Source organism: Streptomyces sp. NPDC047017 (genome assembly GCF_040644175.1).
GTDB lineage: Bacteria > Actinomycetota > Actinomycetes > Streptomycetales > Streptomycetaceae > Streptomyces.
The window spans coordinates 307323-331253 of sequence record NZ_JBEYVW010000005.1; the positions used below are offsets into that span (position 1 = coordinate 307323).

Consider the following 23931-nt stretch of genomic DNA (forward strand, 5'->3'; position numbering starts at 1 on the left):
CCGGCCGTATCCGGTGATCAGCGAGTCGGCGGGTGCCGTCCGTCACGCGTTTGGCCCTGGGCCGTGAAGCTGCCGTAAAATCCCCCGTTCGACAGCGGGCGCGAGTGGGAGCGCCGCGGGAACGACCAGGGAAGCGGCAGCGCGATGACGGTGACAGACCAGGGCTCCACGGCCACGGACGAGGTGGTGTACGCGCCCGGCGGCGAGATCGCCCACGGGCCCGGCATCGACCCGGAGCGGCTCGCCGTCTGCCTCGACGTGCTCCGCGAACTCGACGGCATAGAGGTCGACCACCCGGACGCCGTCGCCGTGCGCCGGGCCACCTCGCACATCTACCGCATGGTCAAGCAGCGCCGCCGCCAGGAGCGCCGGGCCGCCAAGACCGCCCACGACAAGTCGGTCACCGAGGCCACCGCCACCGGCTCGGCGCAGCGCATCGACGACGAGACCGAGGGCATCCTGCCGTCCTCCGTGACGCAGGAGGGCCAGATCGCGGGCATACTCCGGCGCCCGCGCTCCTGCTACGTCTGCAAGCAGCGCTACGTCGAGGTCGACTACTTCTACCACCAGCTCTGCCAGAAGTGCGCCGCCGAGAACCGCGCCCGCCGCGACGCCCGCGCCGACCTGACCGGCAAGCGCGCCCTGCTCACCGGCGGCCGCGCCAAGATCGGCATGTACATCGCGCTCCGGCTGCTGCGCGACGGCGCGCACACCACCATCACCACGCGCTTCCCCAACGACGCCGTCCGCCGCTTCAAGGCCCAGCCCGACAGCGCCGACTGGATCCACCGGCTGAAGATCGTCGGCATCGACCTGCGCGACCCGGCCCAGGTGGTCGCCCTCGCCGACTCGGTCGCCGCCGAGGGCCCGCTGGACATCCTGATCAACAACGCCGCCCAGACCGTACGCCGCTCCCCGCAGGCCTACAGCGAGCTGGTCACCGCCGAGTCGGCGCCGCTGCCCGCCGGTGAGCTGCCCGCGGCCGAGGTGATCGGCACCTTCGGCTCCGGCGCGGTCGCCGCGCTGCCGGGGGCCGGCTCCGGGGCGCTCACCGCCCAGGACGTCACCGACCTGGCCCTGGTGTCCGGCTCGGCCTCCCTGGAGCGGATCGCGGCCGGCACCGCCATCGACGCGGGCGGCCTGGTCCCGGACCTGCACGACACCAACAGCTGGATCCAGACGGTCGACGAGGTCACGCCGGTGGAGCTGCTCGAAGTGCAGCTGTGCAACTCCACGGCGCCGTTCATCCTGATCAGCCGACTGCGTCCGGCGATGGCCGCGGCGGCGGCCCGGCGCACGTACATCGTGAACGTCTCCGCCATGGAGGGCGTCTTCGACCGCGGCTACAAGGGCGCGGGCCACCCGCACACCAACATGGCCAAGGCCGCCCTGAACATGCTCACCCGCACCGCCGCCCAGGAGATGTTCGACAAGGACGGCATCCTGATGACGGCCGTCGACACCGGCTGGATCACCGACGAGCGCCCGCACCCCGACAAGGTCCGCCTCGCCGAGGCCGGCTTCCACGCCCCGCTGGACCTCGTCGACGGCGCGGCCCGCGTCTACGACCCGATCGTGCGCGGCGAGACGGGCGAGGACCTGTACGGCGTCTTCATGAAGGACTACGCGCCGGGCAAGTGGTGAGCGGGCGCGGCCGGTTGGGGTGACCGATGCGGGCGCCTCCGAGTGGGGGGGGGACTGGACCGGGCGCCCGTGGACCGGTCGTGACCGTATCGGGCGCCTCTGGACCGGGAGCGCCTGAGCCGGGTGTGACCGCGTCGGCGGGTGCGGTCGCGGTTCGCGCCCCCCGCCGCCGGTCAGTGGTCGACGGCTCCCCGTCGGGAGGCGCCGGCCGCGACCCGTGCCAGGACCGTCCGCCAGTCCTCCAGGTCACCCGCGCCGGGCCCGCCGTCACCGGGCCCCTGGAGGCGGCACTCCTCGGCGGCCTGGCGCAGGGCCAGGGCGTCCTCGCCGCACGGGCCGCCCCCACCCGCGCCCGCCTGCCGCACCAGCCGGTGGACGCGTTCCCCGAGCAGGCCGCGGACCGCGTCCGCCGCGCGCAGCGCCCCGGCCGCCTCGTCCGCCGGGGCCCCGCCGACCGGGCCCAGCAGCCGGCCGGCGCCCAGGACCAGCGCGGCCACCTGCAGTTCCTTGTCGGCCGGCCGATGCCGGCGCAGCAGCGCGGCGGTGCGCAGGGCGTGGTCGCAGGGATCGGCGGCGCGGCGCCCGTGCCGGACGGGCACGACGGGGCCCCGGCCGGCGTGCAGCAGGTCCATCAGCTCCTCGACACCGCGCAGCTCCATGCGTCAGTTCCTCCCGGGGGACAGCCGGTGCGGTGCGTCAGCACACCATGGCGAGCTTGCGGTCCGGCCAACGGGAACTGAACGACGAGACGCCGTCCGAACGGGTGAATCCCGCAGATTCCGCAGTCGGCATTTGTGGTGACACATCAGCTTGTGAGCAGCCCGCTGAACATGCCTGACAACAGATAGTTACCTGCTTTTTGCAGCCCCATCGAGCAGGGGGCCGCTCATCTGGTTAATCTGGAGCGGACGGACAGCGCGAAGGGGTTCCATCCACACCCACGGTCCGTCCCGGGGCGAGCCGGTGCACAGCGGCCGGCTCGGAGCCTCAGCTGCCGACGCCACCGCGTCCGACCTGTTCGACCCAGCCCCGAGCGGGCGTCCGGCGCGGGAGCGTGGCCCGCGTGAGCGCCCCGAGGGTGACCGACACATAAGGGAGTGCGCGGTGACACCGGAGAAGACGAATCTCGATCAGGGCCCCAGCGAGCGCGCGGAGCGCGCCGGACGGCGGCCCGGGGACCTCGGAAGCCTCGACGTGTGGGCCCGGTCCGCCCCCATCCGGCTGGCCGGTTACGAGGACGACCTCGCCGAGCCGCACATCCTGCCCAGCGTGGACTGACCGGACGGGACCCGTCGAGATCGCCGTCGGCATGGGCGTGCCAGACTCACGCCCATGCTGATCAGAGAAGCCACGGCCGAGGACTGGCCGCGCATCTGGCCCTTCTGGCACCGCATCGTCGCCGCCGCCGAGACGTACGCCTGGGACCCGGACACCTCCGAGGAGGACGCCCGCGCCCTGTGGACGGGCGGCCCCGCCAAGCGGGTCTTCGTCGCCGAGGACGAGGCCGGGACCGTCGTCGGCTCCGCCTTCGTCACCCCCAACTACGGTGGCCCCGCCGCCCGTATCGCCAACGCGGGCTTCATGGTCGACCCCGACCGCACCGGCCGCGGCGCCGGCCGGGCGCTCGCCGAGCACGTCCTCGCGGCGGCCGCCGCCGACGGCTACCGCGGCATGGTCTTCAACGCCGTCGTCGAGACCAACCCGGCCGTGGGCCTGTGGACTTCCCTGGGCTTCACCGTCCTGGGCACCGTGCCGCGGGCGTACGAGCATCCGCGGCACGGCCCGGTCGGGCTGCACATCATGTACAAGGCGCTCTGAGGCCGCCGCCCGGCCGGAAGATCACGTCAGGGGCGCCGTCCGCCGCCATGGGCGCAGCCGCTCCAGCTGCCCGGCCAGGTCCAGCAGCGCGGCCTCCGAGCCGGGGCGGCCCACCAGTTGGACGGCGCAGGGCGCGCCGGAGGGCAGGGTGCCGAACGGCACGGACATCGCGGGCCAGCCGGTCAGGTTCCACGGCGGTGTCATCGGCGTACAGGTGTTGGCCAGGAGGTTGCGCAGCCAGCCGCGCTCGTGCCAGGGCTCGGCCCGTGGGCCGCGGCGCGCCAGCGCCGCGGTGAGCAGCACCTCGTGCTCGGCGAAGAACGGCGCCATCCGCTCGCGCAGCCGCTCCCGCGCGTCGCCCGTGCGCACCCCGCGCTCGAACCGCCGCCCGACGGCGGCGTGCACCCGGGTGCGCCGGGCCAGCAGCCGCGGGTCCAGGCCCGCCGCGTCCACGGCCGTGCCCGCCGTCCAGTGCCGCACGGCGGTCAGCCCCAGCGAGGCCGGGTAGGGCGGGTCGGCGCGCCGGACCCGATGGCCCGCGCCCGCCAGCAGCCGGGCGGCGTCCCGGACGGCGACGGCGTACGGCCTGGTCACCGTCACCCCGGTCAGCGGACTGCGCAGGGAGGCGGCGACGGTACGGGCGGGCGCCCCCGCCTCGCAGGTCCCGGAGGTCTCGGAGGCCATGGGGGCCATGGGGGTCTCGGGCGTTCCGGGGACGTCGGGTGCTGCCTCGGTGCCGGTCAGGACCGCCAGCATCAGGCGGACATCCTGGACCGTCGTGGCCAGCGGGCCGTTCTCCGAAAGGCCGAACCAGTCGCCGTGGCCGATGCCCGCCGGGACCACGCCGCGGCCCGGCTTGATGGTGACCAGGCCGCAGTGGGCGGCCGGTATGCGCAGCGAGCCCATGCCGTCGTTGCCGAGCGCGAGCGGGACCATCCCGGCGGCCACCGCCGCCGCGCTGCCGCCCGAGGAGCCGCCCGCGGTGCGGGTGGTGTCCCACGGGTTGCGGGCGGTGCCGTGCACGCTCTCCGTGGTGCCGAAGACGCACAGTTCGGGCACGTTGGTCAGGCCCACCACCACCGCGCCCGCCGCCCGCAGCCGGGCCACGGTGACATGGTCGTGCGCGGCGGGGGTGTCCGGGGTCGCGGCGGAACCGAGACGGCTGGACTCACCGCGTACCGCCAGATTGTCCTTGACGGCCACCGGCACGCCCGCCAGCGGCAGCCGGTCCAGGCCGGAGCGGGCGCCGACCTCGTCGGCCTCGCGCAGCGCGGCCTCGGCGCGGACGGCCCGGAAGGCGCCGATCCGGCCGTCCAGGCGCTCGATCCGGGCGAGATGCCGGGCCACCACCTCGCGGGGAGTGGCCCGCTTCTCGCGGACGGCGGCGGCGATCTCGGCGGCGCTACGGCCGGCCCAGTCGGTCACGGTGGCGCTCCTCGGTGGGTGCGGGGCGGGTGGGGGCGTACTCGTGAGTACGTAGGAGTACGCAGGGGGAACTGTGCCCGCAGACGGGCCACTTCGTCGAGGGGGGAGGCCGCCGGGCGGCGCGCGGGACCCGCTCCGCTGCACCCGGGGGCGTACGCGCGTAGGCGGCTCGCCCGGGTGGGTCTAAGGTCGGAGGGACAGGACGAGTACGAGGGGAAGTAGTCGGCGATGGCGCAGGACGAGGCCGTGATCGGCTGCACGGGGGAGCTTCTCATCGGCACGCGTGGATCGGCCGGTCCCGGCGAGATCCTGGTGCGGATCAGAGGCGGTTCCGAGACCTTCCTCGCCTGGTCGCAGGAACCGTTGCCGATCGGCGCGACGGTCCTGGTCGTCGAGTCCCGTGGATGCCGTGAGGTCGACGTCATCGAGTGGGCCGACCCCCTGGACCGGTTGCGCGGCGATGCGGCCGACGCAGGCTAAGGAGAAACAAACCATGTTCGGTTACCGCGTTCCCGCCCCCGACGAGGCGATGCTGATCTCGGGCGGCAGGCGGGGACTGGGGGGCGCGCCGTTCCGGGTGGTGACGGGCCACGGCAAGTTCGTGCTGCCGGTCTTCCGCAAGGTCCGCTTCCTCACGCTGTCGATGTGCGAGTCCGAGGTCGTCGAGACCTGTGTGACCAAGCAGGGCATCGCGCTGCACGTGCGTGCCGTCATCGCGTTCAAGGTCGGCAACGACACCGAGAGCATCATCAACGCGGGGCAGCGGTTCCTCTCCGACCAGGACCAGATGTCGGTGCTGACCGGCCGGATCTTCGCCGGCCACCTGCGGGCCATCATCGGCTCGATGACGGTCGAGGAGATCGTCACCGAGCGGCAGAAGCTCGCCGCCGAGGTGCTGGACACCTCCAAGACGGAGATGGCGAAGATCGGCCTGATCGTGGACTCGCTGCAGATCCAGTCGATCGACGACGGCGACACCGGCTACATCGACGCGATGTCCGCGCCGCACAAGGCCGCCATCCAGCGGCAGGCCCAGATCGCCCAGGCGCAGGCCAACCAGGCCGCCGCCGAGGCCGAGCAGGAGGCGGCGCGCCGCCAGGCCGAGTACGCCCGGCAGACCGCCGTGGTGAAGGCCGAGTACTCGGCCGAGGTGGACCGCGCGCAGGCGCACGCGGCGCAGGCCGGTCCGCTGGCGCAGGCGCACGCCCAGCAGGAAGTGCTCGCCGCCCAGACGGAACTGGCCCAGCGCCAGGCCAAGCTGCGCCAGCAGGAGCTGGTGGCGGAGATCGTCAAGCCCGCCGAGGCCGAGGCCGAGCGGGTCCGGGTGCTGGCCGCCGCGGAGGCGCAGCGGATGAAGATCCAGGCCGAGGCCGCGGCGTCCTACGACCGGGTCGCGCTGGACCGGATGCTGATCGACCAGCTTCCGCTGATCGTCAAGGAGGCGGCGGGCGGCCTGTCCGGGGCCAACGTCAACGTCCTCAACGGCGCGGACGGACTCGGCGAGATCGCGGCCGGGCTGGTCGCCCAGGGCCTGACGATCCTGGACTCCGTCCGGCAGAACCTGAACGGCAACAGCGGCAACAATGGCAACAGCGGCGGCAGCGGCAGCGGCGGCAACGGGCAGAACGGCGGCGGAACCTCCGGGCACAACGAGGGCGGCGGCCGCCTCGAACTGCAGGGCCCGACGGCGGCGAAGCCCGAGGACGACGGGCGCGGGACGGGCTCGGGGGCGCGGGAGTCTTGATGCGCTGAGGGGCTGGGCGGGGCGGGGCGGAGAGGGGTGGAGCGGGTGGCGCTGCGGTCGGTTGGAGGCGGGCACGCCCCTGCCCCTCTGCCGTGCCGAGATCGGGGCGGGCAGGCACCTATGCCCTGCCGCGCCGGGACCGCGCGAGGACCGGGACAGCAGCCGCCTGCCACCCGCGTCGGGGGACTGAGCGGGTGGCAGGCGGCCGTGCCGAGGTACCGGTGCGGGCAGCAGGCGACAGGTGACAGGCGACCGGGGCTCAGGCAGCCGAGGCGGCCCGGGTGCTCAGACGCTCAGGACGGCACCTCCGCGCCCTCCGGCCGCGGTACGAGGAAGGACGCGCCGAACGCCGCCACCACGACGACCACTCCGATGAGCATCGCCGTGACGTACCCGCCGGAGGAGTCGCTGCCCGCCGGGCTGCCCGCGACCTGCACGGCGGACAGCAGCGCGAAGCTCAGCCCGGCGCCCAGGCCGAACGCGGCCGAGACGAGACCGGGCAGGAACCCGGGGTTCTCCTTCGGGGCGAGGACGACACCGAGCAGGTTCAGCACGATGTTGGCCACCCCCGCGTACGTCACGCCGAGCAGCACGGTGCAGGCGACCATCACCGGCAGCGAGTGCACACCCACCAGCGCCATGACCGCGATCACCACGGCACTGCCGCCCAGGCCCCAGCGCAGCACCCGCCGGTAGCCGAGGACCGGCGCCAGCCGCCCGGTGAACGGCCCCACGAGCCAGCCCACCAGCGCGAACGGCGTCAGGAAGACCACCGACGCCAGGCTCGAACCCATCCCGAAGCCCACCGCGTCGTTCTGCACGAACGACATCAGTACGCCGTTGACGGTGGCGAAGACGCCGATCAGGGTCAGCAGGGTGGTCAGCAGCGGCGCCCAGGTGGCCCGGCGGCGCAGGTCGGTGATCCGCACCAAGGGGTGCGCACCGCGCCGCTCCACCCGCCAGAACACCGCGAACGCCGCCACCGCCACGACCAGCAGGCCGATGGCCAGCGGCCAGTTCGCCGCGCCCAGCTTCTCCGCCTGGTCGACGGCGACCAGCAGCGCCGCGACGCTCACCACGAGGGGGACCACGCCCGCCCAGTCCATCGGGGTCCCGGCGGACGGCCGCGACTCCGGGCAGCCCACCCGGACCAGCACCGCCGCGAGGACCGCGACCACCGCGATCACCCAGAAGATGCTGCGGTAGCCGTGGTGGTCGGCGAGCCAGCCGCCCACCAGCGCGTCCACCCCGGCGATACCGCCGTTGACGGCCGCGACCATGCCCATCAGCGTGCCGAACCGCTTGGGATCGGTGATCTCGGAGCGCAGCATCAGCAGCGAGATCTGCACGACCGGCCCGCAGGCACCCTGCACGGCCCGCGCGATGTCGAGGACCGCGATGTTCGGTGCCAGCGCCGCGAGCACCGTGCCCACCGCCATCAGTACCAGCATCCACTGCAGGACGCGCTTGCGGCCCACGATGTCGCTGAAGCGGGGCAGGAACAGCGAGAACATCGCGGAGGAGGTGAAGAACACGGTCTGCGACAGACCGGTGTTCGCCTCGTCGGTGTGCAGCTCCCGGGCCATGGTGACCAGGGCCGGGCTGAGCATGCTGGCGTTCAGCTGGAAGGCCGTGCACGCGGCGAGCAGCGCCGTCATCAGCGCCGCCGTCCCGGCCGCCGCCTTTGCCGGCCGGGTCGTCAGGTCAGTGGTCATCGCGCCGTCTCACTTCCGGACCTGGCAGAGCCGGTCGACGAGGAGGTCGGGGAAGGTGCCGTCGGTCTCCAGGACGACGGCCGCGTGGGCGCCGGGCTGCTCCGGGTAGCCGCGGTAGAGGCCGCGGGTGTCCGCGACGAGGGCGCCTCGGGCCGCGCCGTCCGCGGTGTCGACGGTGACGTGCAGGCGCGGGGCGAGCTTGGGGACGACCTCGCCGACGGCGATGCCGGCCGCGAGCGGGTCGTGGCAGGCGGAGCCGCGGAAGGGCAGCGCGGTCTGCTCGTGGAAGGCGAAGTAGAAGTCGAGGATCTCTCCGGCGAGCCGGCTCACCGGCGTGCCCTGGGCGAGCAGCCACTGCCGGTGCGCCTCGGTGAGGTTCTCCCGCATGGTCACGTCGAGCGGGACGAGGGTGAGGTCCCAGCTGGCGGCCAGCACCAGGGCGGCGGCCTCGGGGTCGTTGCCGATGTTGGCCTCGGCGACCGGGCTGATGTTGCCCGGGTGGTGGACGGCGCCGCCCATGACGGTGACGTGGGAGACCAGCTCGGGCAGGCGCGGTTCCTTGCGCAGGGCCAGCGCCAGGTTGGTCAGCGGCGCGGTGGCGAGGATGTGCAGGTCGCCGCCGGCCTCCCGGGCGGTGTCGATGATGAGGTCCACGGCGTGCCGGGGGTCAGGGGCGGCGGCGGGCTCGGGCAGCCGTACGCCGCCGAGGCCGCCGTCGCCGTGCACGAAGCTCGCATCGGCGTTCACGACGCCGCGCAGGGTGGCGTCGGCGCCCGAGGCGACCGGGACTCCGGTGCGTCCGGCGGCCTCCAGCACCTGGAGGGTGTTGAGCGCGGCCCGTTCGGCGCTGGTGTTGCCCGCGACCGTGGTGACCGCGCGCAGATCGACGCCCGGGGTCTGGCACAGGTACAGCAGCGCTACGGCGTCGTCGATGCCGGTGTCGCAGTCCATGAGCAGCGGACGCGATGCGATGACGGACATGTCGTCTCTTTCAGGGAGGCGGGGGCCGACACGGGGAAGTATCGACCGGAGGAACAAGCCCCGTAATTTGTCTGACAACTTTTCGTGAGCTGGCGAGAGGTTATGCACGGCCGCGCGAGGAACACAAGAGCGATCCCGCGCACGTCCCGGAGCGCAGCGTGACGACCAGCCTGCGAGGTGAGACGCGAGCAGCCCCTGTCGGACCGGCCCGCGAGCACCCCCGGACGGCCGCCGCCCCCACGGTCTATCCTGGACCGAGCCGGACACCAGACCGGCCTACATGTCAGACAGATATCGGGAGCTTGGATGCCTCGGCAGGGAGACCGCCGCCACTCACCCCGGGTCGAGCTCTACCAGCGCATCGTCGCCGCGATCGACGACGGCACCTTCCCGCCGGGGGCCCGGCTGCCCTCCGAGCCGGTCCTCGCCGCGCGGCTCGGCGTCAGCCGCCCCGCACTGCGCGAGGTGCTGATCCTCCTCCAGGAGGACGGGGTCATCACCCGCCGCCAGGGTTCCGGCAGCACGGTCAACCAACTGCCGCCCGCGCCCGGCCTGGAGCGCCTGCTGCCCGTCGAGTCACTGCTCGGCCCCGGCGCCGTACGCTGCCGCCGCCTCGGCGTCGACCTGGAGGAACCCACCGACTTCTCCGGCTACCACCTGCGCCTGGCCCCCTCGGCGCGCGCCTGCTTCTGGGAGACGGTCGTCGACGTCGACGGCGTCCCGGCTTGCTTCGCCCACGAGTGGGCGGCCGACCGCACGGACCTGGAGTCCCTGGACCCGGCCCTCGCGACGGCCCTGGACACGGCCCCCGGAACCCCTCTCCCGCCGCCCTCCCAGGGCGCGCCGGACACCCCGGAAGCCCCGGCGACCACCATGCTGGCCGCCTTCCTCGACGCCGCCCCCCGGTCGATGACCGCCCGCAGCACCCTGACCGCCACCATGCTCGGCAAGGAACGCGGCGCCGCCACTTCCCGCCCCCCGGAGACCCCGGCCCTCCTCATCACCCAGACGGTCGCCGTCTCCGGCCACCCCGTCCTGGCCGCGAAATACCTGTTCCCGGCAGGCGCCCCACTGCTGAACCTGGCTCCGCGGCGCTGACGCGGGACGCAGACGCGAGGCGGGACGCAGGCAGGAGCACGGGGCGGGACGCAGGCACAAGCACAGGGCGGGACGCGGACACGCGGCGGGCCCGGCCCGCCCCGGCCGGGCCACCTACTGCGGCCATGCCCACCGTGGCCGGCCTCGCGCCCCTCACACCTCCCGAGCCACCCCCGTACTCTCCCGCTCGATCAGCCGGGGTACCGGGACCCGGACCGTGCGGGCCGGGCCGCCGTCGAGGAGGGCGGTGAGTTCGCGGGCCGCGGTGCGGCCGAACTCCACGCTGTCCCGGGACAGGGCCGACAGCCAGGGCTTGACCATGCGGCACAGGGCCGAGTCCTCCCAGGCCACCACGGAGACGTCCGCCGGGACGGAGAAGCCGAGTTCGGTGGCGGTGGCCACGCCCGCCAGGGCCATCACGTCGTTGTCGTAGACGAGGGCCGTCGGGGGAGTGGGGGAGCCCAGCACCCGGCGGGTGACGGCGGCGCCCTCGGCGTCGGAGTAGTCGGTGGTCACCGACTGCACGCCGGGCAGGCCGCGGCGCGCGGCCTCGGTGCGCAGGGTCCGGACCCGGCGCTCGGTGTGGGCGAGGCCGGCCAGGCCCGCGATGTGCACGATCCGCCGGTGGCCGAGCCCGTACAGGCGGTCCACCACCGAGGCCATCGCGCCGGCGTCGTCCGCCCACACCGTGGACAGGCCCGGGTGGCGTTCGTCGGGCGCGCCGCCGATCACCACGGCCGGCAGGCCCAGCCCGTCGAGCAGGTCCGGGCGCGGGTCGTCGGTGCGCGGGTCCACCACCAGCACCCCGTCCACCCGGTGCTCGGCCCACCATCTGCGGTACACCGCGCACTCGTCGTCCAGGTCTTCCACCACCTGGAAGAGGAGGCCGAGGTGGCGCTCCGCCAGGATCTCCTGGATGCCGGAGACCAGTTGCAGGAAGAAGGAGTCCACGCCGAGCGTGTCCGCGGGCCGGGCCAGCACGAAACCGATCGTGGCCGCGCCCTCGCCGGACAGCGCGCGGGCCGCCGTGCTGGGCCGCCAGCCGAGCTGCTCGGCGACCCGGCGGACCCGGTCGCGGGTGACCTCGGAGACGCCCGGCCGGCCGTTGAGCGCGAAGGAGACCGCGCTCTCGGAGACACCGGCGCGGCGCGCGATGTCCTTCATGGTCGGCCGGCGTGCCGGGGACCGCTTGGCCGGCATGTTCCCCTCATTTCCCCGCAGTGATCGCTAAAGCGCTTGAGTGGTGGAAGCCTAAAGCGCATTAGTACTCGATGGCAAGTACCGAAATCTATGTGCCTGACCTGCACTGATGTGACAGGCGCCGCTTTGGCTGGTCCTAATCCATTGACTTTTTGTGAACTCGGCATGCATGGTCACCTCCGAAACCCGCCGCCGACGCCGCAAGGGAGCCGTGTCACCGTGCCCATATCCCGCAGAGCACTCGCCGCCGCCGTCACCGCCCTCGTCCTGCCGCTGAGTGCCTGCGGCTCCTCCGGCGACGGCGGCTCGACGGACGCCTCCGGCAAGGTCGAGGGCGACATCACCTTCGAGACCTGGAACCTGCGCGCCAACTTCAAGGACTACTTCGACGGCCTGATCGCGGACTTCGAGAAGAAGTACCCGGGCACCCACGTCAAGTGGGTCGACCAGCCCGCCGAGGGCTACGCCGACAAGATCGGCGCGGACGCGGCCGGCGGCACCCTGCCCGACGTCGTCAACGTCTCCCCGGACCTGGTCGCCCCGCTCGCCAAGGCGGGCCTGGCGATGGACCTCGACAAGGCCGCCGCCAAGTACAAGGCCGAGTACCTGCCCGGCGCCTGGGCCGGCCATCAGGTCCCCGGCATGAGCGGCACCTTCGCCTTCCCCTGGTACCTGAACACCGGCCCGCTGTTCTACAACAAGGCCCTGTTCAAGCAGGCCGGCCTCGACGCCGAGAAGCCGCCGAAGACGTACGACGACCTCTTCGGCGACGCCCTCCAGCTGGCGCAGAAGTCCGGCGGCAAGGTCGCCACCCTCGCCAACGTGCCCACCATCGAGGACTTCGGCCGCTACGGCTCCACCCTGATGGACAAGGACGGCACCGGCTTCGCCTTCAACGACGCCAAGGGCGTCGAACTCCTCACCAAGTACAAGCAGTTGTACGACGCCAAGGCCCTCGACGCGCAGGTGCTCACCGCCACCCCCGAGTCGACGGGCAAGAAGTTCCTCACCGGCGCCGTCGCCATGAACCCCGGCAGCGCCCTGGACCTGGACCACTTCAAGACACAGGCGCCGAGCCTGTACAAGAACATCGGCATCACCGACCAGATCACTAGCACCGGCCACGTCAACATGTACGTGATGGGCCTGATGGTGAACGCGAGGACCAAGCACACCCCCGCCGCCGTCGCCTTCGCGCACTACGTCACCGACGCCGAGCACCAGATGTCCTTCGCCAAGAAGGTCGCCATCTTCCCGAGCACCGCCGGTTCGCTGGACGACCCGTACTTCACCAAGGAGGACGGCACCGACGTCACCCGGGTGCGCATCGCCGCCGCCAAGTCCCTGAAGAGCGCGGTCAACTACACGCCCGCGCTGTTCAGCGACCAGATGAAGACCGCGCTGCGCAACGAGGTCGCCAAGGCACTGCAGGGCAAGCAGAGCCCCAAGGACGCCCTCGACAACGCCGTCAAGGCGTGTGACCAGCTCCTGAAGCAGCAGGGATAACGCACCATGCCCACCTCGACCGTCTCCCGGACGCACACCCCGCGCCCGGCCCGGCAGCCCGGCCACCGCCCGGCCGGACGGCGGCCGGCGATCCGAGTACGGCGCCAACTGCCCACCAGCCCGTGGCTGTTCGCCGCCCCCGGACTGCTGGTGACCGGCGCCTTCATCCTGTACCCGTTCGTCTCCACGGTGATCAACGCCTTCACCGACCGCCGCACCCTGCTCCCGGGCCACTTCGTCGGGCTCGCCAACTTCCGCGAGCTGCTGCACGACGACATGTTCTGGACCGGCCTGCGCAACAGCGTGCTCTACATGGCCGGCGTCGTCCCGGCCCTGGTGGTCCTGCCGCTGCTGCTCGCCCTGCTGGTGCAGAAGAACATCCCCGGCATCACCTTCTTCCGGTCCGCCTTCTACACCCCGGTCGTCGCCTCGATCGTCGTGGTCGGCCTGATCTGGGTGTGGCTGCTGGACGAACGCGGCCTGGTGAACTCGCTCCTGGACATGGTCGGGGTGGGCAAGGTCGGCTTCCTCAGCGACCAGTGGCTGCTGCTGCTCAGCGCCATGGCCGTCACGGTCTGGAAGGGCCTCGGCTACTACATGATCGTCTACCTGGCGGCGCTCGCCAACGTACCGCGCGAGCTGCACGAGGCGGCCGCCGTGGACGGCGCGGGAGCGGTACGCCGCTTCTTCACCGTCACCGTGCCCGCCGTCCGCTCCACCATGGTCCTGGTCGCCGCGCTCTCCTCGGTCGCCGCCTTCAAGGTGTTCTCCGAGGTCTACCTGATGGCCGGCCCCAGCGGCGGCCCGGCCGGCGAGGACACCACCCTGGTCATGCTCATCCAGCGCACCGGCACCGGCCTGTCCGGCCGGGTCGGCTACGCCTCCGCCCTCTCCCTGGTCGTCTTCGTCATCACCGTGATCCTGATGCTGCTCGTGCTGCGCGCCGACCGGAAGGAGGAGTCGTGAGCACCGTCGGCACCCCGGCCGCGAAGCCGCCGGCCGCCCCGGCCCCGGCCCGCAGGCTCCGCCTCACCGACGAGAACGGCCGCCGCGTCCGGGTGTGGGAACTGCTCCTGCGCTACGTGCTGCTGCTCGCCGTCCTCGCCCTGACCATCGGCCCGTTCCTGTGGCAGCTGTCCACCTCGCTCAAGGGCCCCACCGAGGACATCTTCAGCTCCCCGCCGTCGTTCCTGCCCGCCCACCCCACCCCGCACAACTACGAGCGGGTCGCCGACACCATCCCGGTGTGGGACTACGCCTTCAACTCCCTGAAGGTCGCCACCGCCAACGTCGTCACCAACTGCGTCGGCTCCGCCCTCGCCGGCTACGCCCTGGCCCGGCTGCGCTACCGGGGCCGCCGGGCCGCCACCCTGGTCTTCGTGCTGGCGATGCTGGTACCCGCCGAGGGCATCATCATCGCCCAGTTCACCACCATGCGGGAACTGGGCCTGAACAACACGCTCGTCGGCGTCCTGCTGCCCGGCGCCGTCGCCTCCCTGAACGTCCTGCTGATGCGCAACGCCTTCCTCAACCTGCCCTACGAGATCGAGGAGGCCGCCTATGTCGACGGGGCCAACGTCTGGCAGCGTTTCCTGCGGATCGCGCTGCCCTCGGTCAAGGGCACCCTCGCCGTGGTGGCGATCTTCGCCTTCATGGGCGCCTGGGACGACTTCCTGTGGCCGCTCATCGTGCTCAGCGACCCGTCCAGGTTCACCCTGACCATCGGCCTCGACTACCTGCACGGCACCTTCGCCAACGACGAACGCCTGGTCGCCGCGGGCACCGTCATCGCCGTGGCGCCGCTGCTCGTCCTCTTCGCCTGCCTCCAGCGCTTCTTCTTCCGCGGGGTCGGCGAGGGCGCCGTCAAGGGCTGACCGACCGCCCGGCCGACTTGAGCACCGGCCGCCCCGAGGCACCGGCCGCCCCCGAGGCATCGGCCGCCGCCCCCAGGGCGCCGGCCGGCCGCGCGGCCGGTGCCCGGGGCCGACCCCGTACCCCCACCCCGCAAGGACCTCCGCATGCCTGCTGCCGTGCGCTTCGGCGTCAACTACACCCCGAGCCAGGGCTGGTTCCACCACTGGCTCGACTTCGACCTCGACGCCGTGCGCGCCGACCTGGACTCCATCGCCGCCCTCGGCCTGGACCACATCCGCGTCTTCCCGCTGTGGCCGTACTTCCAGCCCGACCGCGCCCTGATCCGCCCCCGCGCCGTGGAGCAGCTGGTCCAGCTCGTCGACGCGGCCGGCGAACGCGGACTCGACGTCAACGTGGACGGCCTCCAGGGCCACCTGTCCAGCTTCGACTTCCTGCCCGCCTGGACCCGCACCTGGCACCGCCGCAACCTGTTCACCGACCCCGAGGTGCTCGACGGCCAGGCCGCCTACCTGCGCACCCTGGCCGCCGCCCTCGCCGACCGGCCGCACTTCCTCGGCATGACCCTCGGCAACGAGGTCAACCAGTTCTCCGCCGGCCCCCACCCCGACCCCGACCGGGCCGGCGCCGACCAGATCGACGCCTGGCTGGCCCGCATGCTCACCGCCTGCGAGCAGGGCGCCCCCGGCAAGCTGCACCTGCACGCCGAGTACGACGCCACCTGGTACCAGGACGACATGCCGTTCACCCCGGCCCAGGCCGCCCGGCACGGCGCCCTCACCGCCGTCCACTCCTGGGTCTTCAACGGCACCGCCCAGCGCCACGGCCGCACCTCGGTGCCCACCGAGCACCACGCCGCCTACCTGATCGAACTGAGCAAGGCATGGGCCGAGGACCCGCACCGCCCGGTCTGGCTCCAGGAGGTCGGCGCCCCCGCGCCCCTGATCCCCGCCGAGCACGCCGCCGCCTTCACCGAGGCCACCGTGGCCGCCGCGCTGGACTGCCCCGACCTGTGGGGCATCACCTGGTGGTGCTCCCACGACGTCTCCCGCGAACTGGCCGACTTCCCCGAACTTGAATACACCCTCGGCCTGCTCACCAACGACCGCCGGCCCAAGGACATCGCCCGCTCCCTGGCCCGCGCGGCCCGCGAGCACACCCACGCCCCGGCCCCGCGCACCACCGCACTCGCCGTCCCCGCCGACCCGGCCGCACGCTCGCGCTGCGCGCCCGGCGGTGACGTCTTCGAGGCGTTCTTCCGGCTGACCGCCGACGGCGCCCGCCCCGCCACCGTCCTCGACACCCGGGCGGCCGACACGGCGCACCTCGCCGCCCGCGGCATCACCGAAGTCGTCACGTCCGATCAGGTACTCCACCACCTCCAAGGAGGCACCCGCTCGTGAACCCCACCCGGCGCACCGTCCTGCCCGACGGCACCCGCCGCTTCCTCGGCGGCACCTGCCGGCGGGCCTGCTGCACCGGCGGCCCGACTCCCGCACCGGGAGAGCGCGCCGTACGGTTCGAGGGAGGCGCGGTGGGGGAGCTGTACACCTCGTCGGCCCCCGCGACCCTCACCCACCCCTGGTAACCACCCGCTGCCGCAGACCTACGGAGCACTCCGCATGCATGACGACCGCAGCCTGGTCGAAGCCCGCCTCAAGCGCGTCCTCGACGAGCGCATCCGCCCCGCCGTCCACCCCGAGTCCGTCCCCCTGGACGTGGCCGTGTGGCACGCGCCGGACGAACCCGTGCCGGTGGCCGAGGGACTGGCCGCCGAGCCCGCGCCGATCGAGGTGGGCGCCCGCTGGGGCGCTCCCTGGGGCACCAGCTGGTTCCGGGTCACCGGGACCGTCCCCGAGGCGTGGGCGGGCCGGACCGTCGAGGCCCTGCTCGACCTCGGCTTCGACGAGAACATGCCCGGCTTCCAGTGCGAGGGCCTGGTCTACCGGCCCGACGGCACCCCGGTGAAGGGCCTCAACCCGCGCAACCAGTGGGTCCGCGTCGGCGCCCCCGCCGCGGGCGGCGAGGAGGTGCGCCTGCACATCGAGGCCGCCTCCAACCCGGTCATCCTCGACTACCACCCCTTCCTGCCCACCCGGCTCGGCGACAAGGACACCGCGGGCAGCGACCCGCAGTACACGCTGACCCGGATGGACCTCGCCGTCTTCGACGAGACCGTCTGGCAGCTCGTCATCGACCTGGAGGTGCTCGGTGAGCTGATGGCCGAGCTGCCCGCCGACTCCCAGCGCCGCTACGAGATCCTGCGCGCCGTGGACCGGGCCCTGGACCTGGTCGACCTCCAGGACGTCAACGGCACCGCCGAGCGCGCCCGCGCCCGGCTCGCCGGCGTCCTCGCCGCACCCGCCGTGCCCTCCGCGCACCGCATCAGCGCGGTCGGGCACGCGCACATCGACTCCGCCTGGCTGTGGCCGCTGCGCGAGACCGTGCGCAAGGTGGCCCGTACGACCTCCAACATGACCGCCCTCCTGGAGGACGAGCCCGACTTCGTCTTCGCCATGTCCCAGGCGCAGCAGTGGGCGTGGATCAAGGAGCACCGGCCCGAGGTGTGGGCGCGGGTGAAGAAGGCGGTCGCGGACGGGCGGTTCGTGCCGGCCGGCGGCATGTGGGTGGAGTCCGACACCAACATGCCCGGCTCGGAGGCGATGGCCCGGCAGTTCGTGCACGGCAAGCGGTTCTTCCTGGAGGAGTTCGGCGTCGAGAACGACGAGGCCTGGCTGCCCGACACGTTCGGCTTCGCCGCCGGACTGCCGCAGATCATCAAGGCGGCCGGCGCCAAGCGGCTGCTGACGCAGAAGATCTCCTGGTCGCAGACGAACAAGTTCCCGCACCACACCTTCCGCTGGGAGGGCATCGACGGCACGCGGATCTTCACCCACTTCCCGCCCGTCGACACCTACAACTGCTCCATGAGGGGCAGCGAGATCGCGCACGCGGCCCGCAACTTCAAGGACAAGGGCGTCGCCCGGCACTCGCTGGCGCCCACCGGCTGGGGCGACGGCGGCGGCGGCACCACCCGCGAGATGGTCGCCAAGGCGGCCCGGCTGCGCGACCTCGAAGGCTCCGCGCAGGTCGTGTGGGAGACCCCCGGGGCCTTCTTCGACAAGGCCGAGGCCGAGTACCCCGAACCGCCCGTCTGGGTCGGTGAGCTGTACCTGGAACTGCACCGCGCCACCCTCACCAGCCAGGCCAGGACCAAGCAGGGCAACCGGCGCAGCGAGCACCTGCTGCGCGAGGCGGAGCTGTGGGCGGCGACGGCCGCCGTCCGCACCGGGTTCCGCTACCCGTACGAGGACCTGGACCGGATCTGGAAGACGGTCCTGCTGCACCAGTTCCACGACATCCTGCCGGGCTCCTCCATCGCCTGGGTGCACCGCGAGGCACGGGCGACGTACGACCGGGTCGCCGCCGAGCTGGAGGCGATCGTCGAGGGCGCGCAGCGGGCCCTGGCGGGCGAGGGCGGCACCGCGCTCGTCTTCAACGCGGCCCCGCACCCCCGGGCCGGTGTCCCGGCGGGCGGTGCCGCCGCCCCGGCCGCCACGGGCAGCACCCGGCTCACCTCCCGCGACGGCGGCGGCCACGTCCTGGACAACGGCCTGCTGCGGATCGAGGTCGACGTGGACGGCCTGGTCGTCTCCGCGTACGACATCGAGGCCGACCGGGAGACCGTCGCGCCGGGCCGGGCGGCCAACCTGCTCCAGCTGCACCCCGACTTCCCGAACATGTGGGACGCCTGGGACGTCGACGAGTTCTACCGCAACACGGTCACCGACCTGACGGACGCCGAGTCGGTCACGGCGGGCGAGGACGGCGCCTCGGTGCGGATCGTCCGCGCCTTCGGCTCCTCCCGCGTCACCCAGGTGCTGTCGCTGGCGGCCGGGGAGCGGCGGCTCGTGCTGGACACGGAGGTCGACTGGCACGAGACGGAGAAGTTCCTCAAGCTCGCCTTCCCGCTGGACGTGCACGCCGAACGGTACGCGTCCGAGACCCAGTTCGGGCACTTCCACCGCGCCACCCACACCAACACCTCCTGGGAGGCCGCCAAGTTCGAGGCGTGCAACCACCGGTTCGTGCACGTCGCCGAGCCCGGCTGGGGCGTCGCCCTCGTCAACGACTCGACGTACGGCCACGACGTGACCCGCACCGTGCGCGCCGACGGCGACCAGGGCACCACCACCACGGTCCGGGTGTCGCTGCTGCGCGCCCCGCGCTTCCCCGACCCCGAGACCGACCAGGGCGTCCACCGCTTCCGGCACGCCCTGGTGCCCGGCGCGGACATCTCCGACGCGGTGCGCGAGGGCTGGCGGATCAACGTGCCCGAGCGGCGGCTGTCCGGGGCCGGCGAGGTCGCCCCGCTGGTCACGGTGGACGACGACGCGGTGGTCGTCACGGCGGTCAAGCTGGCCGACGACGGCAGCGGCGACGTGGTGGTCCGCTTCCACGAGGCGCACGGCGGCCGCGCCCGGGCGACACTGACGGCCGGGTTCGCGATCGCCGATGCCACGGCGACCGACCTGCTGGAACGGCCCCTGGCGGACGCCGCCGCCCCGGAGCGCGAGGGCGAGCGGATCGCGCTGCGGCTGCGGCCGTTCGAGCTGGTGACACTTCGGCTGCGGCGCGCCTGACACCGGCCCGGGAGCGGCACGGCGAACCCTCGCCGTGCCGCTCTCGCGCGCTGCCCCCCGCGTGCTGCGCGCGCCCTTGCCCCGGCGCGCCCTTGCTCCGGCCGCCCCGCTACGGCTCCCTCCCCCCGCGTCCACGAGCCGGCTCAGCCCAGTTCGTAGTCGAACCAGATCCGGTGGGTGCCGTCGGCGTCGACGGTCAGCCCGCCGGTGCCGCGTATGCCCGCCAGCTCGTCCGTGCCGCTGGCGGGGACCACCGTGAAGAACTCGGCGTCGCGGTCGCTGCCGGTCGTGGTGGCCGAGTGGACGAAGTTGAAGGCGCCCGGCCGCCCGTGCAGGGCGCCCTCGAACGACTCCATGGCCACATAGGTGCCGACGCCGGTCCCCTGGTCGTAGGCGGCGGTGAACAGGGTCGCCGCGCGGCCGGTGATCTCGCCCTCGAAGCGCTTCTCCATGGTGGCGACGCCCACCGGGAGGCCGGTCGTGATGGCGGGGTCGGGCTTCACGTCGGCCGGCGTGAAGGACTGGACGCTGAACGTGCCCGTGGCTCTCATGACACCGACGGTAGCGGCAGGGTCTGACAACGGGTCTCTCACGTGCTCCCGGCCGTCCCCGCCAGCCGTGTCGGCGCCAGGAACTCTCGTACGTACGTGCGGTTCCAGCAGGCGCCGGTCGCGCGCAGCTCCTGCCAGGACGTGTAGCGGTAGCGGAAGAGGCGGGCACGGACGTAGCGCGGCGGCCGGTCCGGCGGGAAGGGGGAGCGGCGCAGCAGCCGGAGCGTGTCGCGGTCGTTCTCCAGCAGCCGTTCCACCAGGGCGCCGAACCAGGGACCGGCGTACGCCGGGGAGAGCGCGGCGAACCACATCAGCCAGTCCAGGCGCAGATGGTAGGGCGCGAACTGGCGCGGCCAGCGCCGTGGATCACCGGGCTTGCCCTTGAACTCGTACTCCCGCCAGTCCGAGTCCTCGCGCGGCACCTCGTCCAGCGTGCCCTCCAGCACCACCTCGTAGCGGACGCGGCTGACGCTGCCGAAGGCGCCGTAGGTGTTCACCAGGTGCAGCGGGTCGAAGGAGCGGTTCATGACCTGGCGGCGGGAGACCATGTTCAGCACGGGGCGGTGGCTCAGGAACACCAGCAGCGCGGCCACGGCGAGCACTACCACCTCGTACCAGAGCGGCGCTCCGGGCACCCCGGACGGCGCCCCGCCCGGCCACCGGACCGCCGACAGCGCCAGCACGATGGTGATCCAGTTCAGCCAGGCGAAGTTGCCCGACAGCACCAGCCACAGCTGGGTGAGGATCATCAGCGAGGCCGCGGCCGTCGCGACCGGCTGCGGGGCGAACAGCAGGACGGGCACCACCAGTTGCGTGACGTGGTTCGCGGCCGTCTCCACCTTGTGCAGCGGGCCGGGCAGACGGTGGAAGAACCAGCTCAGCGGGCCCGGCATCGGCTGCGTCTCGTGGTGGTACTCCAGGCACGTCAGCTTCCGCCAGCACGCGTCGCCGCGCAGCTTGATCAGCCCCGCGCCGAACTCGACCCGGAAGAGGATCCAGCGCAGCAGGAACAGCACCACGACCGGCGGCGCCACCCGGCCGTTGCCCAGGAACACCGCGACGAACCCGGTCTCCAGGAGCAGCGACTCCCAGCCGAAGCCGTACCACGTCTGCCCCACGTTCACGATCGACAGGTACAGCGCCCACGGCACCAGCCACAGCAGCATGCCGCCCCACAGCGGCAGCCACGAGTCCGCCCCCGCGACCAGCGCCGCCGACACCGCGCAGCCGCCCCAGGCGACCGCCGCGAAGAGCCGGTCCGAGTAGCGCCAGTGGAACAGGCTCGGCGCCCGGCGGAACGGCACCCGCGCCACGAACCGGGGCACCGGGAGCATGCCGCGCTCCCCGAGCAGCGCCCGGAACTGCAGGGCCGCCGTCAGGAACGCCACGAGGTACACGGCTGCCAGGGCCCGCTGGAACACCAGCCGGCCCAGCCAGTCGTCGGGTGCGGTGAACCATCCCACGGCCGCGCACGCTCCTCTCCTCCCGGGCGCCCCGGCCGGCGGCGGGCGACGCGGCCGGGGACGGCAAGGGCGACGGGCTCCGGCTACCCCGCTCCCGGCTCGAAGAATCAGGCAAATCCTGGCAAGGTGGCCCCATGGCTGAACGGGGAGCGCACGCCCTGTCACTCCCGGACGACTGGCCCGCGCACCCGGACCCGATCCTGGCACTCAACCGCATGGGCAGCTTCGACTGGGATCTGGACACCGGTCTGCTCAGCATGGACGCCCAGACGTACAAGATCTTCGACCTCACCCCCGAGGAGTACGACGGGCGCCCCGAGAGCCTGGCCCGGCGGGTCCCCGAGGCCGAGGGCCGCCGCCTGGACGCCATGGTGTCCCGCGCGCTCAAGGACGGCAGCGAGAACTACGGCACCTACATGCGCCTGCGCCGCCGGGACGGCACCCTGCGCTGGATCCACAGCCAGGGCTACATCCGCCGCGACGACACCGGCCGGGCGCGCCGGATCATCGGGATCATCCGGGACGCCACCGAGGAACTCAACGACATCGCGGGCCGCCAGGAGCGGGCCGCCCTGGCCGCCGCCCGCCGCGAGCAGACCAACATCGTCCAGATCACCACGGCCGCCCTCGCCCACGCGCACACCGTCCAGGACGTCATCGAGGTCGTCAAGGACAGCCACGGACTGGCCCTGCTGGGCTCCACCAGCCTCGTCCTCGGTCTGGTCGAGGCCGGCCGCATCCGGCTGGTCGCCGAGGGCCCCGAGGGCAGCTCGGTGCCCGGCACGACCGTCACCCGCATCGACGAGCCGTACCCGATGAGCGAGGCCGTGCGCACCCTCAGCCCGCGCTTCATCGAGTCCCCGGAGGACTTCGCCGAGCGCTACCCCATCCTGTGGCCGCACATCACCGGCCTGCGCATCACCTCCGCCGCCTACCTCCCGCTGATCGCCCAGGGCCGGCCGATCGGCGGCATGGGACTGCTCTACAGCGGCCGCCACGGCTTCACCCCCGAGGAACGCAACGTCCTGGTCGCGCTCGGCAGCAGCATCGCGCAGAGCCTGCAGCGGGCCATGCTCTACGAGCAGGAGAAGGACCTCGCACAGGGCCTCCAGCAGGCCATGCTGCCGCGCACCATCCCGAGCGTGCCCGGCGCCGACGTCGCCGTGCGCTACCGCTCCGGCTACGCGGGCGGCTCCCTGGGCCGCGACATCGGCGGTGACTGGTACGACCTGATCCCGCTGCCCGGCGGACGGGTCGGCGCCGTCATCGGCGACGTCCAGGGCCACGACACGCACGCCGCCGCCGTCATGGGCCAGCTGCGCATCGTGCTGCGCGCCTACGCCGCCGAGGGCCACACCCCGGCCACCGTGATGGCCCGCGCCTCGATCTTCCTGCACGAACTGGACACCGACCGCTTCGCGACCTGCCTGTACGCGGAGGCCGACCTGTCCACCGGCGTCGTCCAGGTGGTCCGCGCCGGCCATATCGACCCGCTGGTGCGGCACGTGGACGGCAGTTGCCGCCGGGTCGCCGTCGACGGCGGGCTGCCGCTCGGCCTGTCCGCCGAGTTCGGCCGCCTGGAGTACCCGGTCTGCGCCATGGAACTCGACCCCGGGCAGTCCCTGGTGCTGTGCACCGACGGTCTCGTCGAGCAGCCCGGCGCCGACCTCGACGACGGCATGGAGGCCCTGGTCGCCTCCATCACCGAGGGGCCCGAGGACGTACGGGACCTCGCGGACGTGCTGATCGCGATCGCCGAGGAACGCGGCGGCGACGACGACGTGGCGCTGCTGGTGCTGCGCCGCCGCGCCCTGGCCGAACGGCAGCCGGTGGGCCGGCTCCAGCAGCACGTGGCGCCCGGCGACCCCGAGGCGCTCACCCACGCCCGGCACATGATCCGGGCGGCGGTCCGCTCCTGGGGCGCCCGGGAGCGCTCCGACGAGATCGAACTCGTGGCCGACGAACTGATGACCAATGCCCTCATGCACACCGAGGGGGCCGCCGTCGTCACCCTGCGCGTGCTCAGCGGCACCGACCGGCGGCTCAGGGTCGAGGTGGAGGACTCCTCCAGTGCCCTGCCGCGCCGCCGCGAGCCGGGCGAGCAGGGGGTCTCCGGGCGCGGCCTGCTGCTGGTGGACCGGCTCACCGACGTGTGGGGCGTGGAGGCGCGCGGCGGCGGCAAGTGCCTGTGGTGCGAGTTCGTGGTGCCCGAACGGGAGTGAGCGGCCGCCGGGCCGCGTGGCGTTGTCAGTGCCCGGTGGCACTCTGGAA

The 23931-nt window shown here is 73.1% G+C and carries 20 protein-coding genes; 13 read left to right on the forward strand and 7 right to left on the reverse strand.

All coding sequences use genetic code 11. The features are described 5' to 3' along the window. Positions 1-144 precede the first annotated feature (144 nt). Positions 145-1644 (forward strand): SDR family NAD(P)-dependent oxidoreductase, encoded by a 1500-nt coding sequence (locus ABZ858_RS11175; protein WP_361375035.1) that lies wholly within the window; start codon positions 145-147, stop codon positions 1642-1644. Between the two features lie 173 nt (positions 1645-1817). Here the strand turns inward: ABZ858_RS11175 and ABZ858_RS11180 are convergent, their stop codons facing one another. Then, on the reverse strand, positions 1818-2303 hold the full coding sequence (locus tag ABZ858_RS11180) for a hypothetical protein (RefSeq protein WP_361375037.1): 486 nt from the start codon (positions 2301-2303) through the stop codon (positions 1818-1820). A gap of 445 nt (positions 2304-2748) precedes the next feature. On the opposite strand from ABZ858_RS11180, the gene ABZ858_RS11185 reads away from it, so the two are divergent. Beyond that, positions 2749-2922 (forward strand): hypothetical protein, encoded by a 174-nt coding sequence (locus tag ABZ858_RS11185; RefSeq protein WP_361375038.1) that lies wholly within the window; start codon positions 2749-2751, stop codon positions 2920-2922. Positions 2923-2976: 54 nt separating this feature from the next. Beyond that, positions 2977-3462: a GNAT family N-acetyltransferase gene (locus ABZ858_RS11190; RefSeq protein ID WP_361375040.1), complete on the forward strand. Its 486-nt coding sequence runs from the start codon at positions 2977-2979 to the stop codon at positions 3460-3462. A 21-nt stretch (positions 3463-3483) separates the two neighbouring features. On the opposite strand, the gene ABZ858_RS11195 is transcribed toward ABZ858_RS11190, so the two are convergent. Next, entirely contained in the window at positions 3484-4887 is a 1404-nt protein-coding gene (locus ABZ858_RS11195) for an amidase (protein WP_361375042.1), read from the reverse strand. Positions 4888-5115: 228 nt separating this feature from the next. Here ABZ858_RS11195 and ABZ858_RS11200 point away from each other — a divergent pair, with 228 nt between their 5' ends. Together ABZ858_RS11200 and ABZ858_RS11205 are read left to right on the forward strand one after the other, a co-directional pair. Next, a complete protein-coding gene (locus ABZ858_RS11200; RefSeq protein ID WP_361375044.1) occupies positions 5116-5367 on the forward strand; it encodes a hypothetical protein in 252 nt (83 codons plus the stop codon). Positions 5368-5380: 13 nt separating this feature from the next. Further along, entirely contained in the window at positions 5381-6631 is a 1251-nt protein-coding gene (locus ABZ858_RS11205) for an SPFH domain-containing protein (RefSeq protein WP_361375046.1), read from the forward strand. A gap of 293 nt (positions 6632-6924) precedes the next feature. Here ABZ858_RS11205 and ABZ858_RS11210 read toward each other — a convergent pair whose 3' ends face one another. Next, a complete protein-coding gene (locus ABZ858_RS11210; RefSeq protein WP_361375048.1) occupies positions 6925-8346 on the reverse strand; it encodes an MFS transporter in 1422 nt (473 codons plus the stop codon). Positions 8347-8355: 9 nt separating this feature from the next. Further along, positions 8356-9327: a nucleoside hydrolase gene (locus ABZ858_RS11215; RefSeq protein ID WP_361375050.1), complete on the reverse strand. Its 972-nt coding sequence runs from the start codon at positions 9325-9327 to the stop codon at positions 8356-8358. A 306-nt stretch (positions 9328-9633) separates the two neighbouring features. Here ABZ858_RS11215 and ABZ858_RS11220 point away from each other — a divergent pair, with 306 nt between their 5' ends. After that, the gene (locus ABZ858_RS11220; RefSeq protein ID WP_361375052.1) at positions 9634-10425 is read left to right on the forward strand and encodes a GntR family transcriptional regulator; all 792 of its coding nucleotides are present in this window, start codon (positions 9634-9636) and stop codon (positions 10423-10425) included. 153 nt (positions 10426-10578) lie between these two features. On the opposite strand, the gene ABZ858_RS11225 is transcribed toward ABZ858_RS11220, so the two are convergent. Then, a complete protein-coding gene (locus ABZ858_RS11225; protein ID WP_361375054.1) occupies positions 10579-11625 on the reverse strand; it encodes a LacI family DNA-binding transcriptional regulator in 1047 nt (348 codons plus the stop codon). Positions 11626-11844: 219 nt separating this feature from the next. Between ABZ858_RS11225 and ABZ858_RS11230 the strand changes: the two genes are divergently transcribed. The 6 genes from ABZ858_RS11230 (at position 11845) to ABZ858_RS11255 (ending at position 19646) form a co-directional block, all read left to right on the forward strand. Then, entirely contained in the window at positions 11845-13131 is a 1287-nt protein-coding gene (locus ABZ858_RS11230; protein WP_361375056.1) for a sugar ABC transporter substrate-binding protein, read from the forward strand. Between the two features lie 6 nt (positions 13132-13137). Continuing rightward, positions 13138-14097 (forward strand): sugar ABC transporter permease, encoded by a 960-nt coding sequence (locus ABZ858_RS11235; protein ID WP_361375058.1) that lies wholly within the window; start codon positions 13138-13140, stop codon positions 14095-14097. Continuing rightward, positions 14094-15005, forward strand: a complete 912-nt coding sequence (locus ABZ858_RS11240; protein WP_361375060.1) for a carbohydrate ABC transporter permease — start codon at positions 14094-14096, stop codon at positions 15003-15005. The genes ABZ858_RS11235 and ABZ858_RS11240 overlap by 4 nt, the downstream gene beginning before the upstream one ends. A gap of 144 nt (positions 15006-15149) precedes the next feature. Beyond that, on the forward strand, positions 15150-16406 hold the full coding sequence (locus ABZ858_RS11245; RefSeq protein ID WP_361375062.1) for a glycosyl hydrolase: 1257 nt from the start codon (positions 15150-15152) through the stop codon (positions 16404-16406). After that, positions 16403-16591 (forward strand): hypothetical protein, encoded by a 189-nt coding sequence (locus ABZ858_RS11250; RefSeq protein ID WP_361375064.1) that lies wholly within the window; start codon positions 16403-16405, stop codon positions 16589-16591. Before ABZ858_RS11245 ends, ABZ858_RS11250 begins: the two co-directional genes overlap by 4 nt. A 34-nt stretch (positions 16592-16625) precedes the next feature. After that, on the forward strand, positions 16626-19646 hold the full coding sequence (locus tag ABZ858_RS11255) for a glycoside hydrolase family 38 C-terminal domain-containing protein (protein WP_361375066.1): 3021 nt from the start codon (positions 16626-16628) through the stop codon (positions 19644-19646). Positions 19647-19789: 143 nt separating this feature from the next. On the opposite strand, the gene ABZ858_RS11260 is transcribed toward ABZ858_RS11255, so the two are convergent. Both ABZ858_RS11260 and ABZ858_RS11265 read right to left on the reverse strand, forming a co-directional pair. After that, positions 19790-20197, reverse strand: coding sequence for a DUF3224 domain-containing protein (locus ABZ858_RS11260; RefSeq protein WP_361375068.1), 408 nt, complete (start codon positions 20195-20197; stop codon positions 19790-19792). 38 nt (positions 20198-20235) lie between these two features. Beyond that, a complete protein-coding gene (locus tag ABZ858_RS11265; protein ID WP_361375070.1) occupies positions 20236-21660 on the reverse strand; it encodes a lipase maturation factor family protein in 1425 nt (474 codons plus the stop codon). Positions 21661-21794: 134 nt separating this feature from the next. Here ABZ858_RS11265 and ABZ858_RS11270 point away from each other — a divergent pair, with 134 nt between their 5' ends. Continuing rightward, on the forward strand, positions 21795-23882 hold the full coding sequence (locus ABZ858_RS11270) for a SpoIIE family protein phosphatase (protein WP_361375072.1): 2088 nt from the start codon (positions 21795-21797) through the stop codon (positions 23880-23882). The last annotated feature ends 49 nt before the right edge of the window (positions 23883-23931 follow it).

Coding starts and splice junctions, on each gene's coding strand:
- ABZ858_RS11175 (WP_361375035.1), top strand. CDS start 145: ATGACGGTGACAGACCAGGGCTCCACGGCCACGGACGAGGTGGTGTAC.
- ABZ858_RS11180 (WP_361375037.1), bottom strand. CDS start 2,303: ATGGAGCTGCGCGGTGTCGAGGAGCTGATGGACCTGCTGCACGCCGGC.
- ABZ858_RS11190 (WP_361375040.1), top strand. CDS start 2,977: ATGCTGATCAGAGAAGCCACGGCCGAGGACTGGCCGCGCATCTGGCCC.
- ABZ858_RS11200 (WP_361375044.1), top strand. CDS start 5,116: ATGGCGCAGGACGAGGCCGTGATCGGCTGCACGGGGGAGCTTCTCATC.
- ABZ858_RS11205 (WP_361375046.1), top strand. CDS start 5,381: ATGTTCGGTTACCGCGTTCCCGCCCCCGACGAGGCGATGCTGATCTCG.
- ABZ858_RS11210 (WP_361375048.1), bottom strand. CDS start 8,346: ATGACCACTGACCTGACGACCCGGCCGGCAAAGGCGGCGGCCGGGACG.
- ABZ858_RS11215 (WP_361375050.1), bottom strand. CDS start 9,327: ATGTCCGTCATCGCATCGCGTCCGCTGCTCATGGACTGCGACACCGGC.
- ABZ858_RS11220 (WP_361375052.1), top strand. CDS start 9,634: ATGCCTCGGCAGGGAGACCGCCGCCACTCACCCCGGGTCGAGCTCTAC.
- ABZ858_RS11225 (WP_361375054.1), bottom strand. CDS start 11,625: ATGCCGGCCAAGCGGTCCCCGGCACGCCGGCCGACCATGAAGGACATC.
- ABZ858_RS11235 (WP_361375058.1), top strand. CDS start 13,138: ATGCCCACCTCGACCGTCTCCCGGACGCACACCCCGCGCCCGGCCCGG.
- ABZ858_RS11245 (WP_361375062.1), top strand. CDS start 15,150: ATGCCTGCTGCCGTGCGCTTCGGCGTCAACTACACCCCGAGCCAGGGC.
- ABZ858_RS11255 (WP_361375066.1), top strand. CDS start 16,626: ATGCATGACGACCGCAGCCTGGTCGAAGCCCGCCTCAAGCGCGTCCTC.
- ABZ858_RS11260 (WP_361375068.1), bottom strand. CDS start 20,197: ATGAGAGCCACGGGCACGTTCAGCGTCCAGTCCTTCACGCCGGCCGAC.
- ABZ858_RS11270 (WP_361375072.1), top strand. CDS start 21,795: ATGGCTGAACGGGGAGCGCACGCCCTGTCACTCCCGGACGACTGGCCC.